Origin of the sequence: Cyanobacterium sp. HL-69 (genome assembly GCA_002813895.1) — a bacterium.
Taxonomy (GTDB): domain Bacteria; phylum Cyanobacteriota; class Cyanobacteriia; order Cyanobacteriales; family Cyanobacteriaceae; genus Cyanobacterium.
In genome coordinates this window covers 304,618-319,515 of the sequence record CP024912.1, presented here as the reverse complement: position 1 = coordinate 319,515, position 14,898 = coordinate 304,618, and the positions used below count along the sequence as shown (strand labels likewise).

Annotated in this window: 14 protein-coding genes and 1 tRNA gene; 5 read left to right on the top strand and 10 right to left on the bottom strand. The window is 37.3% G+C overall.

The genetic code is table 11. The features are described from left to right. Window positions 1-246: 246 nt before the first annotated feature. Complete coding sequence (gene rdgB / locus AA637_RS01485; protein WP_446683587.1) at window positions 247-822, bottom strand: RdgB/HAM1 family non-canonical purine NTP pyrophosphatase; 576 nt, start codon at window positions 820-822, stop codon at window positions 247-249. Between the two features lie 145 nt (window positions 823-967). Beyond that, window positions 968-1,471: a DNA recombination-mediator protein A gene (locus AA637_RS01480; protein WP_069789247.1), complete on the bottom strand. Its 504-nt coding sequence runs from the start codon at window positions 1,469-1,471 to the stop codon at window positions 968-970. 145 nt (window positions 1,472-1,616) lie between these two features. Between AA637_RS01480 and AA637_RS01475 the strand changes: the two genes are divergently transcribed. The 3 genes from AA637_RS01475 (at window position 1,617) to AA637_RS01465 (ending at window position 3,950) form a co-directional block, all read left to right on the top strand. Beyond that, window positions 1,617-1,690 (top strand) — tRNA-Val (locus tag AA637_RS01475). A 348-nt stretch (window positions 1,691-2,038) separates the two neighbouring features. Further along, a complete protein-coding gene (locus AA637_RS01470; protein ID WP_446683586.1) occupies window positions 2,039-3,259 on the top strand; it encodes a DUF790 family protein in 1,221 nt (406 codons plus the stop codon). 67 nt (window positions 3,260-3,326) lie between these two features. Next, window positions 3,327-3,950, top strand: a complete 624-nt coding sequence (locus AA637_RS01465) for a WcaF family extracellular polysaccharide biosynthesis acetyltransferase (protein WP_446683585.1) — start codon at window positions 3,327-3,329, stop codon at window positions 3,948-3,950. Between the two features lie 33 nt (window positions 3,951-3,983). Here the strand turns inward: AA637_RS01465 and AA637_RS01460 are convergent, their stop codons facing one another. After that, window positions 3,984-4,937 (bottom strand): PhoH family protein, encoded by a 954-nt coding sequence (locus AA637_RS01460; protein ID WP_446683584.1) that lies wholly within the window; start codon window positions 4,935-4,937, stop codon window positions 3,984-3,986. A 394-nt stretch (window positions 4,938-5,331) separates the two neighbouring features. Between AA637_RS01460 and crtH the strand changes: the two genes are divergently transcribed. Continuing rightward, entirely contained in the window at window positions 5,332-6,822 is a 1,491-nt protein-coding gene (gene crtH, locus AA637_RS01455; RefSeq protein WP_446683583.1) for a carotenoid isomerase, read from the top strand. Between the two features lie 124 nt (window positions 6,823-6,946). On the opposite strand, the gene AA637_RS01450 is transcribed toward crtH, so the two are convergent. The 5 genes from AA637_RS01450 to AA637_RS01430 all read right to left on the bottom strand — a co-directional run bounded on the left by AA637_RS01450 (window position 6,947) and on the right by AA637_RS01430 (window position 11,321). Beyond that, window positions 6,947-7,447 carry a DUF427 domain-containing protein gene (locus AA637_RS01450; protein WP_446683582.1) on the bottom strand — a complete coding sequence of 167 codons (501 nt, stop codon included), beginning with the start codon at window positions 7,445-7,447 and terminating at the stop codon, window positions 6,947-6,949. 200 nt (window positions 7,448-7,647) lie between these two features. Next, entirely contained in the window at window positions 7,648-7,884 is a 237-nt protein-coding gene (locus AA637_RS01445) for a hypothetical protein (RefSeq protein WP_446683581.1), read from the bottom strand. Beyond that, complete coding sequence (gene cobA, locus AA637_RS01440) at window positions 7,875-8,639, bottom strand: uroporphyrinogen-III C-methyltransferase (protein ID WP_446683580.1); 765 nt, start codon at window positions 8,637-8,639, stop codon at window positions 7,875-7,877. The genes AA637_RS01445 and cobA overlap by 10 nt, the downstream gene beginning before the upstream one ends. A gap of 117 nt (window positions 8,640-8,756) precedes the next feature. Then, window positions 8,757-10,469: a sensor domain-containing protein gene (locus AA637_RS01435; RefSeq protein WP_446684511.1), complete on the bottom strand. Its 1,713-nt coding sequence runs from the start codon at window positions 10,467-10,469 to the stop codon at window positions 8,757-8,759. A gap of 57 nt (window positions 10,470-10,526) precedes the next feature. Further along, on the bottom strand, window positions 10,527-11,321 hold the full coding sequence (locus AA637_RS01430; protein ID WP_446683579.1) for a transporter substrate-binding domain-containing protein: 795 nt from the start codon (window positions 11,319-11,321) through the stop codon (window positions 10,527-10,529). 508 nt (window positions 11,322-11,829) lie between these two features. Between AA637_RS01430 and miaB the strand changes: the two genes are divergently transcribed. Continuing rightward, window positions 11,830-13,185 carry a tRNA (N6-isopentenyl adenosine(37)-C2)-methylthiotransferase MiaB gene (gene miaB, locus AA637_RS01425; protein WP_446683578.1) on the top strand — a complete coding sequence of 452 codons (1,356 nt, stop codon included), beginning with the start codon at window positions 11,830-11,832 and terminating at the stop codon, window positions 13,183-13,185. 53 nt (window positions 13,186-13,238) lie between these two features. Here the strand turns inward: miaB and AA637_RS01420 are convergent, their stop codons facing one another. Both AA637_RS01420 and AA637_RS01415 read right to left on the bottom strand, forming a co-directional pair. Next, on the bottom strand, window positions 13,239-13,736 hold the full coding sequence (locus tag AA637_RS01420) for a hypothetical protein (protein WP_446683577.1): 498 nt from the start codon (window positions 13,734-13,736) through the stop codon (window positions 13,239-13,241). Between the two features lie 58 nt (window positions 13,737-13,794). Continuing rightward, window positions 13,795-14,862 carry a glycosyltransferase family 4 protein gene (locus AA637_RS01415; protein WP_446683576.1) on the bottom strand — a complete coding sequence of 356 codons (1,068 nt, stop codon included), beginning with the start codon at window positions 14,860-14,862 and terminating at the stop codon, window positions 13,795-13,797. Between the last annotated feature and the right edge of the window lie 36 nt (window positions 14,863-14,898).

Below are 14,898 nucleotides of genomic sequence, written 5' to 3'. Positions count from 1 at the left end.
TTAGTTTAAATTATATTCCTTTAGGTTAATTTAATTTTAGAAATTCTGTTAAATTTCAACAAAGTTTACTTTTGGATATAAAGTTGTGTGTAACAATGACACCAGAATATCTTACTATCTATCAAAAATTTAGTTTTAAATCTATATTAATAGTTACTTTTTTTGCCTTATTTGCTGCAATTTTTTACGGGATTTTAAAACGATGGGATAAAAGTTCGAGTGAAACTATCAATTAACTTAATTATACTAAGAAAGAAGTTCTTTTAATTGAGGTAATAGACTTTCTAAGGCAAGTCCCCGATGACTAATTTTATCTTTTGTTTCGGAGGAAATTTCGGCAAAAGTTTGCCCAATTTTTGGCACATAAAAAATAGGGTCATAACCAAAACCTCCTTGTCCTTTTCTTTGGGTTAAAATTTCCCCTCGACAGATTCCTTCACTTTGCAAGATAATTTTACCATCCCCAGAGGCGATCGCCACGGCGCACACAAATTGACCTTGACGATTATTTTCCCCTTCCAATTCCTTTAAAACTCGGTCGATACATTCTTCTGGTGTGGGGGCATACCGTGCCGAAAAAAGCCCGGGTGCTCCGTCTAAAACATCAATCATTAAACCAGAGTCATCGGCGATCGCCCATTCTCCCATAGCTAAAGCCACTTGACTCGCTTTTAAGATAGCATTTTCCATAAAAGTTGAGCCAGTTTCTTCTACTTCTAAATCTTTTGGCTTTAAAACCAATTCAATATCTAACCCCTGCAAATAACTTTCTATTTCCTTTAGTTTTCCCTGATTACTTGTCGCCAATACTAACTTTCTCATAAATAGCAGAATACTTTTGGGATCTATAAATAATTATTTATGTTTAAAATAAAATGGAAAAATAGCTATTAGGAATCAGCCATCAGTCCTAAATAAACACTGAGAGCCGATCATTCCTAGCTAATGGCATTGATAAAAATTTCCACTAATCAAAGTAAAACAACGTAACAACCTTTCTTTGCTCCTCCGCTTCTTCGCAAGTTTTCATAAGAGTATGACTGTCATGAAAAGCAAAACAGATTAGCTGTTGACAACGAGAAATAATTTCTCTGTTACAATCCGCACTCGCTTCCCCCAAAGAGAGATGATTATGATCTGGATTTTCTACCAAGTGAATTACCTTCTGTAGTTGTTCTTGAGACTCCTTGGGCTGACGATCTAGGCTCTGAGGTAAAATTACCGTCAAAAGATTAGGGTCAGCCCTCATGGCTCCTCTAATAGCGGCAGAATTGGTTCCTGCCGCCCCAGAGGTTATCAAACGGTTACCACCCAATACAAGGGCGTAACTCATCATCTCAATTAGGTGTAAATGAGTTATTGGAACATGGCGTGAACCTAGCAAAGCGATTTTTTTGGAGCTAGTTTGCTGAATAGCTGCTAGTTCTTGTGCTAGGGTGTCTAAATTTGGAATTTCTAATGCTTGACTCAAAGACTATTAATTTATCCTTAAATTTCCCATGCTATTCTAGCAAATGATTCATCATTCCGATCCAGTAATCTTTAATTTTTCTGTTTTTTTTTGAAAACTTGCCTTTTATGGTGGCTAATGATATAATATAAAGCTGTTGTAACAAGGACGTATAGCTCAGTTGGTTAGAGTACATCGTTGACATCGATGGGGTCACTGGTTCGAATCCAGTTACGTCCATATAAAAGTTTATAAAATTGGTGTACAGTGTTAAATTAATTAATTGTCACCAGCGGTAATTTTTTGTGCCGTGAAGAATGTGTTACGGATTCTTTTTTAATTTATAGTTATGACAAAAAAACGACTTAACTATAAAGATAGTTTACAATAAATCACTTATAAGAAATCATAAAGATTTTATAAAAAAATAAACTTAGTAGTTTTTTAAATTGAGAAATACTGCCTTTATCCCAATTTTTAATAATGAGCAATAACAAGGTAAATTATGAATTATTTAAATATTGACTACTAACTATCCTCCCCCATAATAGATAATAGTTTATTTTTTTTATTTTTTGAATATCAAAAATGCTTAAAACAGACTTGTTAATGTATCGTTTTGATGGGGAAACGATTATTCCCAAAAAATTACCTCTTAATAAAAATAATCTTTTTCTAGCTTGTGAGCAGATAGATTGTTTTCAAACCTGTGTGGGAAAAACTCAAGCTTATCTGGATAATAAACTCAAAGAATTGGAAGGGGATAGCCCTGATTATCGTCTAAAAAGGGGTTTGGCTCATCTTTTAAAAAATCACTTTAGCACCTTTGAAATTGTCAGTCCTTTGATGCCTTCTAAGTTGCGAGAGAAGGTTTTTTCCTATAGTGCTAATTCTTTGCCTATACCTGATAATAAAAAATCTGTGCTAAGTGCGATCGCCCTTAACCTAACCAAAGAAGTACAAAGGGAAGTATTACCCCAAGAAATTGAACAAGGACTATACGCCGACTTACAAGAAAATCGCATCCTCATTACATTTGAAACTCCCCAACCAGAAACCCTCATCCATCGTTATAACCTCTCCCAAGTACAAGGCATTTTTTACCGTGCCAGTGAAATAATCATCCACGCCCACCGTAACCAACCAGGGGAATATAAACAACTATTTCGCTACCTCAAACTATTTGAGTTGATGGTATATGTGGAAGGAGATGCCGACACTGGTTTTACCATTTCCATTGATGGGCCTACCAGTCTTTTTAAAGCCAATACCCGTTACGGTTTGGCTCTAGCCAAGATGATTCCCGCCCTGCTTCATGTGCGTAAATGGAGTTTAGAAGCCACTTTGAGAATGAAAGATAACTACACCAACCGCATCAAAGAAAAACGCTTTCATCTTGATGATAGTTGCGATTTAGTAAGTCATTATGGGATTAATACCACCTACGACAGTTTGTTAGAAGAATCCTTTGCCAAACGGTGGGAAAAAATGGATACCCCATGGCGCTTAGAAAGAGAAGTGGACTTGTTGCCTGTGCCGGGGAGTGTGATGATTCCAGATTTTCGCATTGTCCATCCTGACGGGAGAGATTTTTTATTGGAAATAGTTGGTTATTGGAGTCCTCAATATCTACAAAAGAAATTTTATCAAACTCAAAAGGTAGAACGAGATAACTTGATTTTAGCTATTTCCGAGCGTTTGAATTTGGCAAAAGCAGGAGTTAATTTTAAAGATTTACCAAATCAAATTGTCTGGTTTAAAAATAAATTGTCACCAAAGGATGTACTAAGTATCATTGATCGCCCATAATAACCTAGACTATATATATTATGGCGAATTCTAGTAATATATAGGTTCAGAGAACGAACTTTTATCCATGACTAATCACGAACCTATTACCCCCAGCAAAAACCAAAATCCTGTCCTCGATACTGAGCCTTGGTTTAATCTGAGTAAATATAACCAAAACCATTTTGATAGGGGAAAACCTCTATGGTTTATCTTGTTATGGTGGATAGTAGAAGGGATTATCTTTCCCCTGACTCCTCACAATTTTAATGGAGTGAGACGGACATTATTAAAACTTTTTGGGGCAAAAGTTGGTAAACAGGTAGTTATTCGCTCTAGTGCTAGATTTTTATATCCTTGGAAGGTGGAAATCGGTGATTATAGTTGGATAGGCGATCGCACTTACTTTTATAGTTTAGATAAAATTATCATTGGCTCTCACACTGTCATTTCTCAACATAGCTACCTTTGCACAGGAAGCCATGATTATAACCAAACTACCTTCGACTTAATAACATCTCCTATTATGATCGGTAACGGGGTTTGGGTTGCCAGTGATTGCTTTATCGCTCCCGGAGTCAAAATTGGCGCTAATACGATTATCGGGACCCGTAGTACTGTTTTACATAACATTCCCAGTACTAAAATCGCTTGGGGTAGCCCTTGCAAGGTAAAGTGCGATCGAAAACCTCCCCATAATGTCAATGGGTAAATTTTTTCACTACAACGATCCATTATCAATTATTTAAAAGTGTCTTTCGTAGGCTGCCACAATTTTTTGCACCAAAGGATGACGAATTACATCGGCTTGGGTAAGGTTACAAAAACCAATTCCTTCCACATCTTGCAAAATTTTGGACGCAACAATTAACCCTGACTGCTGTTGATTAGGTAAATCCGTTTGAGTTATATCCCCCGTTACTACCATTTTAGAACCAAAACCAAGGCGAGTTAAAACCATTTTTAACTGGGCTGGAGTGGTATTTTGTGCTTCATCAACAATAACGAAAGCATTACTTAAAGTTCTACCCCTCATATAAGCAATGGGGGCTACTTCTATTTTTCCCTTTTCGATTAATTCAGGAATTTTGATCGGTTCAATGAATTGATATAAAGCATCATACAGAGGACGTAAAAAAGGGTCAACTTTTTGTTGTAAATCCCCTGGTAAAAAACCCAATTTCTCTCCCGCTTCCACCGCAGGGCGAGTTAAAATTAATCTTTCACACTCATCATTTAGCAAGGTCTGGACTGCTAAAACCGCAGCTAAAAATGTTTTTCCTGTACCAGCCGGACCAATGCCAAAGGTAATATCATATTTTTGAATAGTCTGGACGTATTGTCTTTGTTTAAAAGTTTTAGCACGGATTGACTCACCGCTACGGGTACGGGCTAGTACTTCTTTTTGGATTCCCTCATACTCTTCCATTTTGTTGGTATCAAGAGCATGAAATACCACCAATATATCGGACTGAGTAATGGGTTTTGTTTCTAGCCACAAGGTTTCTAGGGCTTTGACTATTTCAATACTTCTGGCGACGGGTTTGGCTTTACCATAAATGGCTAAATCTTGCCCCTGCAAAGAGAGATTTGCTCCCGTCATTCTAGCTATGTATTTTAGGTTTTCTTCTTGTTTACCCGCAAGGGCGATCGCACTTTCGATACTAGGAAGGGAAATAGTTTGAGAATCTTCTGACATTTAGTAATGAATAATTAGTTAAGAATTTATTACACTTTAACATCTCATTTTACTCTTATTTTTTCTTCTCAACTGTCTCATAACCCAAAGAAACTTTAAAATATAAAAAATCTTAGACTTTGCCTCTTTTTTTATTTTATGAGATCATTTTCTAGTGTGATAGAAACTTATACATTTTCAGTACAAACAAAAGCAATTTTATTATTTCAAGCCCCTTTTGATCCTTCCCCATAAGAGAGTAGAAGTCAAGAAAAAAGAAAATTTGCTGATAATTTGTAACACCTTTCCCATCAGGCAGTAATAATGAGGTGAAAAAATTAGTATGGACAGTTTAGAATTGATAATGTAACAAAAATGTAAAAATTAACTGTCAACTGTCAGCTAAAATCGGAATATGAGTAAATACGATGTCATAGTAATCGGCTCAGGTATTGGTGGCTTAGTAACCGCTACTCAATTGGCCGCCAAAGGTATAAAAGTATTAGTTTTAGAACGTTACCTTATCCCGGGAGGCAGTGCAGGGTATTTTGAAAGGGAAGGTTATCGCTTTGATGTGGGCGCTTCGATGATTTTTGGTTTTGGTACTGAAGGTACTACCAATCTGTTAACCCGTGCCTTGGATGCCGTGGATATGAACATGGAAACCTATGCAGATCCAGTACAAATACACTATCATTTACCTGATAATTTAGACCTAAAAGTTCACCGAGACTATGACAAGTTTTTACAGGAATTATACGCCCGTTTTCCCGATGAGGAGGAGGGCATCAAAAAGTTTTATGATGAATGTTGGAAGGTGTTTAATTGTCTCAACACCATGGAATTACTTTCTTTAGAAGAAGTTGGTTATTTAACGAGGGTATTTTTCCAGCATCCTCTTGCCTGTTTGGGTTTGGTCAAATATTTACCCCTCAATGTGGGAGATATTGCCCGTAAGCATATCAGAAATCCTGAGTTGTTGAAGTTTATCGATATGGAGTGTTATTGTTGGTCTGTAGTACCCGCAGATAAGACTCCCATGATTAATGCTGGGATGGTATTTTCTGACCGTCATTATGGAGGTATTAATTATCCTAAAGGGGGAGTGGGACAAATTGCCCTCAAGTTAGTGGAAGGTTTAGAGAATCATGGGGGCGAAATTCACTATGGGGCAAGGGTTACAGAGATTGTTACTGAGGGCAACTGTGCGATCGCCGTTAGACTAGCCGACGGTACAGAATATCAAGCCGAAAGGATAGTTTCCAATGCCACCCGTTGGGATACCTTCGAGAAATTAATAGAAAAAGAAAAACCAGCCAAAGAAAAAAGATGGGAAAACAACTATAAACAATCCCCCAGTTTCCTCAGTCTTCATTTAGGGGTTAATGCGAAAGTGTTACCCCATGGTACAGAATGCCATCATATCATCCTTGAAAATTGGTCAAACTTAGAAGCCGAACAAGGTACCATATTTGTATCCATTCCCACCCTTCTCGATCCCAGTTTAGCTCCAGAAGGTTATCATATTATTCATACCTTTACCCCCAGTTACATCGACTACTGGAAAGGCTTATCAGGGGAACAATATGAGTACAAAAAAGAAGAAGCAGCAGGAAGATTAATTGAGCGTTTAGAAAAAATATTTCCCGGTTTAGACGTAGGTTTAGACTATATGGAAATAGGTACTCCTCGCACCCATCGACGCTTCTTAAATCGAGATAATGGCACCTATGGGCCTATTCCCCGTCGTAAATTAAAAGGTTTATTATCCATGCCCTTCAACCGCACCGCTATTAAAAATCTTTATTGTGTGGGAGATAGTACATTCCCCGGGCAGGGTTTAAATGCAGTAGCTTTTTCTGGTTTTAGTTGCGCTCACCGCATCGCCGTTGATTTAGGTTATTAAAAAAGACTGTGGCTTTGCCCCCAAATCCCATAATTTTGGAGAAATATACTATTTATTTTGTTGGGGGAAAAAGGTGGGCAATGTCCACCTAAATCATTATCAATTATCCATTCTCAATTAATAACTACCATCCCCAACTACCCGGCTCTCCTTTAAAAGGACCTACAATATTAGAAGTAATCCAACCACCATAGAAATTACCTGGTTGGGGAGTAACTTTTTCTCCGTCAACATAGCATCCATCCATGGGAAAGGCATAGAAAGCCACATAATTTGTTATTTCCTTAAATGCTTCCGTGGGCTGGGAATAATACCATGCCACTTTTGGTAACATTTTATCTTCTACTTGGACGGTATAATATTGTGCCATGCCTTTCCATTCACAAAAAGACTGTCCAGGGGCGGGGGTTAAATATTCCATTTTAATGTCAGCGGGGGGAAGGTAATAAACGGGGGGATGACTGGTTTCCAAGACACGGTAAGCGCTTTTGGTATCGGCAATTTTTACACCATTGCAAATGATGTGGATGGGGGCTTCTACAGCTTCTAGTCTTGGGGGGCGAGGGTAATCCCAGACAGATTCTTGCCCAGGCTGAGGGGTTATTTTTTTTATTTTGTTAAACATGATTATTTATTTGTTGAGAATAATTTGTAATCCTGCTTGTTGAAAGTGATAATCGGTACTGAATATATCTATAATACTCATTTGTTGAGCGACGATGATACTGATACAGTCAACAATTCCCCATTCTTTATCGCTTCTATTACAGAAAAGGTTGAAACCTTATGCTATTAATGCAGAAGGACCAACAAAAATTGATTTCATTATTTTTTAGGTACACCATACAAATAATGATCATGATTTTCGGCAAAGTCTTCAACGCCTGTCTCCACAGCTATTTGCTCAAAATCAAGTTCTTTGCAAGGGTCATTTTTTGAGATAGGTTGTGATTCCATTTTTAAATCTATTCCCTCTTGAATGGAAATTTGTTTGATATTGTGAATTAATTTTGTAATTTGTTCGGGGCTAGTATTTTCTGGAAATTTGATGGTTAGTTGCATAGTATTTCGTTTATTTCTTGCCTAAATCCCACTACTTTACCGATAACTGCGATCGCAGGGGCTTCAAATCCTGATGATTCTACTTTATCAATAATATTTTCGAGATCACCATATAACTCCTGTTGATCGGGGCGTGTACCCCAACGGATGAGGGCGATTTGGGTTTGGGGTGTCAACCCTGCTTCGATTAATTGGGGGATGATTTGATGGAGGTTATGGATACCCATATAAATAACTATAGTTTCTGAGCCACGGGCGATCGCACTCCAATCCACATTAGGGCGATATTTTCCCACCGATTCATGACCAGTAACAAAAGTAACCGATGAACTATAACCCCGATGGGTAACAGGAATACCAGCATAAGCAGGGGCGGCAATGCCCGAAGTAATACCTGGCACCACCTCCACAGGAATCCCCGCTTTGATTAAATCTGCCATTTCTTCCCCTCCCCGACCAAAAACAAAGGGATCTCCACCCTTTAGGCGTACCACTATGACGTGTTCACGAGCTTTTTCGATCAAAATTTCATTGGTTTGGTTTTGGGGTAAAGAATGGCGACCACGGCGTTTTCCTGCGTTAATTTTTTCGGCGTAGGGACTAATTATATTTAAAATTTCTTCGCTAACCAAAGCATCATACACTACCACATCTGCCAATTCTAACAGGGATTTTCCCTTAACCGTAAGCAATCCGGGGTCTCCAGGACCTGCACCCACTAAATAAACTGTTCCAACAAAAGAATTTTGACTCATAAATTAAGGGCGATCGCCAAGGGAGTTAATACACAAAAAAGCACTCTAACTATTAAAACAATAACTAAAGCAACAATTATTATCCGTTAATTTTAATACATTCTCCACCCCCTTGGATTAAGGTCTGGTTTTTATATACTCTTGATATGAACCTTTTTGCAAAACCATCGTTGCGAGAAGGGGAAGTAAAGGAGGAGAAAAGAAATAACCCTGCCCAAATGAACATCCGTGGCGTTGTAACCATATTTTTTGCTCCACAGCCTCAACTCCTTCTGCGATTACCGACATACCAATGGATTTTGACAAAACAATAATAGATTCTGTAATTAATTGATTATGACCATTTAACTCTAAATTATGGACAAAACTACGGTCAATTTTGAGAATATCCACGGGTAAACGATGTAAATAACTAAAACAGGAATACCCCGTACCAAAATCATCAATACTAATAGAAATATTTCTTTCTTTTATTTTGTATAGTAAATTAGAAGTTGACTCAAAATTTTCAATTAACATACTTTCAGTAATTTCTAAAGTCAAAGTATTTGGCAATATTTGATGACGAAAAAGAATATTATCTAAAGTCTCAATTAAACAATAATTTAACTGTTTTACCGATAAATTAACACTTAACTTTAAAGGAGAGTTAAATTGCTTTTGCCATATGGATAGTTGTTGACAGGCTGTGTCTAAAATCCATTCTCCAAGGGGAATAATTAACCCCATTTCTTCGGCAATGGAGATAAATTTTAGAGGAGAAATTAACCCCTTTTGTGGATGTTGCCAACGAATTAAGGCCTCCAAACCTTCAATAGAGCCAGATTTTAGGTTAACCACTGGTTGGTAATTTAAAATAAACTGATTATTTTCGAGGGCATTACGCAAATCATTTTCCATCTGTAGCCTTTCAACGGCTTGGGAGTGCATAATGGGATCAAAAATAGCATATTTTCCTTTGCCACTTTGCTTTGCCTTATACATGGCTATATCAGCGTCTCTTAGGATACTTTCGGCATTTTCCCTTCTCTCACTACTTGTGGTAATACCAATACTGGTTTGAATGAAAACTTCTTTATTATCTAGCACCAAAGGGGATTTTAAGGCTTGAATAATTCTTTGGGCAACCACGATAGCTTCTTGAATACCATCAATATCTTCTAACAAAACTACAAATTCATCTCCTCCCAATCTAACGGCAATATCTATTTCCCTGATAAATCCTTGTAGTAATTTTGCCATGGCAACTAACAATTTATCTCCTGTAGAATGCCCTAAACTATCGTTAATTATCTTGAAATTATCTAAGTCTAAAAATAAGACGGCAAATCTTACGTTGTGATCACGTTTTTGTTTTTGTATCGCTAATTCTAGTCTTTGGGTCAATAAATCTCTATTGGCTAAGCCTGTTAATTTGTCATGGAAGGCATTGTGTTTTAATTGTTGCTCGGCTAAGATGCGATCGCTTATATTTGTTACAGTACCAATGTAACCCCTCACTTTCTGATGGTCATCATATTCTGGTAAACATTGCCCAAACACCCATATAATCGATTTATCAGGGCGTTGAAAACGATATTCTAAATCAAAAATTACACCTTTTTTAATGGAATTTGTCCAATGGATTGTTTTTTCCTTGTCTTCAGGATGAATACCCATTAACCATCCTTCTGTTTTGATTTGTTGCTCTGATAAACCCATCAATTCACAACAGTATTTGTTGACGTATAAACAATTAAAATCTTTATCTGTTTTAAATACTCCCACGGGGATATGATTGGTCAGATGAATATAACTTTCTTCACTTTCTCTTAAATTCTGTTCTACAATTTTTCGGCGATTTACCTCTTTTTTGAGAAAATAATTCCATAAAACTACAAAAACTAATCAAAAAAAAGGTGTGTAAATAATAAAATCCATGATAATTTTTCTTATGTCTTGCCAACCAAACACTTTTTGAGGCTCAAGCCATCTATTCATCGCTTGATAGTAGCTAGAATTGGGATCATCTATTAATTGTTCCATAACCAGATCTAATTCTGGTAATATATTTTTTGGATCATCATTCTGAGTAATAAAGTGTAAACGGGCTGGATTAATTAAAATATTAGTTTTAACAATACTATATTTATTAGCTTCCTTCGTTGCAAAAAAATTATTAACTATTCCTGCATCTATCTCTCCCTTTTCTAAAAGAGCAAAAACTTCATCAAAACTATCGACTTCTACAAGGGTTGGATAGATTCCAAAAGCCTGTATTTCTTTTTCTAAAACATCTTGTTGAATGCTTGATCTTAATATTCCAATTCTTGTGTTATCTAATTCTAATATTGAGTTTAATTCTAATCCTTGTCTGGCGTAAATTTGTGACCAACTGGCTAATACTACGTTACTATTAAAGCTAAAGGTGCGATCGCGCTCAGGAGAATAAGCCACATCAACCATCAAATCTAAACCATCTTCTTCTACCAGATTTAAACATTCACTCCAAATACAGGGTACATAAACTATTGACCAATTATTTATTCTCGCAATATTATCAACTATATCAACCCAAAAACCAGCAGGATTACCGCTATCATCCACAAATACTTTTGGACTATTTTGATAAATTCCCACTTTTATATCTCTTTCTAAATTATGGGAAATTTGTTGTGATAAAGTTGCTTGTCCTACTAGCATAAGACAACAACAAGTTACTAAAACGATACTATACCTTAAACTTTTTAAATATTTCCAAGGATTTTTTTTCATTTTATAGTATGTATATTACTCTCTTTAATGTAGTGATCCATAGATATGTATTTTGGCTATATTTTAGATATAAATAGTAACTATTTTTATTTATTTCCTCATAGGATATTTCTAGTTTAAAAATGAATATACTTTGAATAATTTAAGCAATAAATCCAAAGAAATAATGCTTTTATAGATACAAAAAAGCAGTGTTATTAGGTAGAAAGTTATTCAATAATTGGGAATATTCTAACCTGTTGGACAGTGCCATAAAGATAATATATCTTTACAAACTGATTAAATTTGATTATTATTCTCTTCTTCTTTTCTTAATTATTATAGTCCTTCAAATATGAAAGCGGTTACTCAAAAAAGAGCAAACAAGGCAAGGACTGAATTCTTGTATATTAGAGATACGCAAAAATTTATTATATGTTTAATTTTTATTGAAAATATGACCAACAATAATCGCCGATATAATATCATTACCTTCGGTTGTCAAATGAATAAGGCAGACTCCGAGCGCATGGCAGGAATATTGGAAACCATGGGTTATGATTTTACTGAGGATCCTAACGAAGCCAATGTGATTGTATATAATACCTGTAGTATCAGGGATAATGCTGAGCAAAAAGTTTATTCTTATTTGGGCAGACAGGCAAAAAGAAAACATAAAGAGGGTGACTTAACCCTTGTGGTAGCCGGTTGTGTCGCACAACAGGAAGGAGAGCAACTTTTAAGGCGTGTGCCTGAAATTGACCTGATTATGGGGCCTCAACACGCCAATCGCCTTGATAGTTTATTGGATCAAGTATTTGCAGGGAATCAGATTGTAGCTACTGAGCCCGTGCATATTTTTGAGGATATTACTAAACCCCGCCGAGAAAGCAGTGTTTCGGCTTGGGTAAATATTATTTATGGTTGCAATGAAAGATGTAGTTATTGTGTAGTGCCAAATACTAGAGGCGTGGAGCAATCTCGCACCCCCGAAGCCATTAAGGCGGAAATTGAAGAACTTGCCCGTCAGGGTTATACGGAGATAACTTTATTGGGTCAAAATATCGATGCCTATGGGCGTGACTTACCTGGTACAACGGAAACAGGGAGAAATAAGCATACTTTGACGGATTTACTCTATTTTATCCATGATGTGGAAGGGATCGAGCGCATCCGCTTTGCCACTTCCCATCCCCGCTATTTTACCGAGCGTTTAATCAAGGCTTGTCATGAGTTGCCCAAGGTGTGTGAACATTTCCACATTCCTTTTCAGTCGGGGGATAATGATGTATTAAAAGCCATGAAGCGCGGTTATACCCATGAACGTTATCGAGATATTATCAATAAAATTCGTGGTTATATGCCTGATGCTGCCATTAGTGCGGATGCCATTGTGGGTTTTCCGGGGGAAACAGAGGAGCAGTTTGAGAATACTTTAAGGTTAGTGGAGGATATTGGTTTTGACCTTTTGAATACGGCGGCTTATTCTCCTCGTCCTCAAACCCCTGCGGCGGAATGGGAAAATCAGCTTAGTGAGGAGGTAAAGGGCGATCGCCTGGCGCGCCTAAATCATTTAGTATCAGTTAAGGCGGCGCAACGTTCTCAACGGTATCTTGGTAAAATTGAGCAGGTATTGGTGGAGGATGTTAATCCCAAGGATGCGACTCAAGTGGTGGGTAGGACAGATGGTAATCGTCTTACTTTCTTTGCAGGGGATATAAATGAGTTAAAAGGGAAAATTGTCCCCGTGAAAATTACTCAGGTAAGGGCTTTTAGCCTCACTGGGGAAGCTCTAACTTTGGTGGAAGCCTAATTTCGGTGGTAGGTGTTAGGTGATAGTTAAATTATTTTCTATTCCCTATTTCCCTACTGTGGTTGAATAGCATCGATGATATTCAAAAGTTCGATGAGTTTTTCCTTAACTGATTCGTGAGAATATTCGTCTTCAGGATGGGCAGGTTGTCCTGGTTTTTGGAAGTAAGGGCGATCGCCACTTATTTGTCCAGATTTAAGGTCAACCTGTTTCACAAAGTCATAGTATAGATTATCATTTTCCATAATCTCCTCAATAATAGCCCTCAGAGCCGACAAAGGATCCGTTTCATGACTACTAATTTTACTGTCCGCCCCATTCACCATATCTTGTAATACAGCCTGTAACGCCCCAGAGCTATCCTGTAAATTGTTACTAATAAATAGCTTAATTTCTGTTTTTAACCTAATAATAAAAGGCACAGGAGACTCTCCCTTGAGAAACCCCCCTCCTTCTTGCCCAATTAAATCTGCTAAAGAAAATTGTCTGCCCCGCAAAGCATCCCGACGCAATTCCAAATCTCTTTTTCTATCTTGCTCTGATTCACTCATAATAATAATCTTAAATTGATCTTACTTGTTTTAATCATCCTGTGTCACTGCTACCAAACTAACCAGCCTGAGGAACTATTTTTTTAAACCAACTCTCAAACCTATCTCCCCACACATCCAAAGAATACTCCCTTTCCACCACCAAACGACAATCATAACGGTTAATAGTAGATAACTTATTAATAGCCTCCACCAAACCATCCACACTATCAGGAGTTACCAAAAATCCCGTCTTACCATCCTCCACAATTTCCGATGGGCCACCCCTAGCATAGGCGATTACAGGAACACCACAAGCCAAAGCCTCTATGGCCACATTCCCAAAAGCCTCTATCCAGCGAGGAGTCATTAATAATCCTTGACATTCCCTTAATTCCTGTTGTAAATCTTGGGTAGATAAAAAACCCCGATAGTCGATGGGGGCATCAGGATATTGAGCGAGAATTTTTTGCCAATATTGCTCATCTTGAATTTTACCAAAAATTAATAAAGGAATTTGGGTAATATCACAGGCTTTTACCGCATCTTCCAGGGCTTTTTCTGGGGCAATTCTTCCTAACCATGCCAGTTTTTTATCAAATTTTTCACTATATTGATATGACGACAAATCCAACCCACTGCCCAATATTTCGCACACCTGACTAAAAGGAAAAGTATTTGCCTGAGACTTGGTATATACTCCAAAATTGTGGGGATATTGTTGGGCAATTTTATCCATAATCTCATCCAAACTATCGGATAAAGAACCCATGCTGATAAATTGGGCGATGGGGGTAGAGAAAAAAGGTGTTAAGTAAAAAGGAAGCCAATCAAAGGCAAAGTTAACAATCAAGTCATAATCTGACTGTACTTTTCTCGCATATTCCCACATATTCGCCAAAACGGAGTTTTCAGGCATGATGGTAGGAATATCCCTTGATTGAGTCTGGGCTGGTATATGCACATTCCCTTCTATTTCGATAATTTTGGCATTAGCAAAGTAAGAGTCTTGGGGGGCTACGGTGGTGATGTCATACCCTCTTTTTTGCATTTCTTGGATAAGGTTGTATAGGGTTAATTCTACACCGCCCCCAATGCCTGAGCTTAAAGCACCCACGGAGGTTGACATAAATAACAGTTTGTGCATTTTAACAATTTTAATGAAAAATAATAGCTAGTTTTT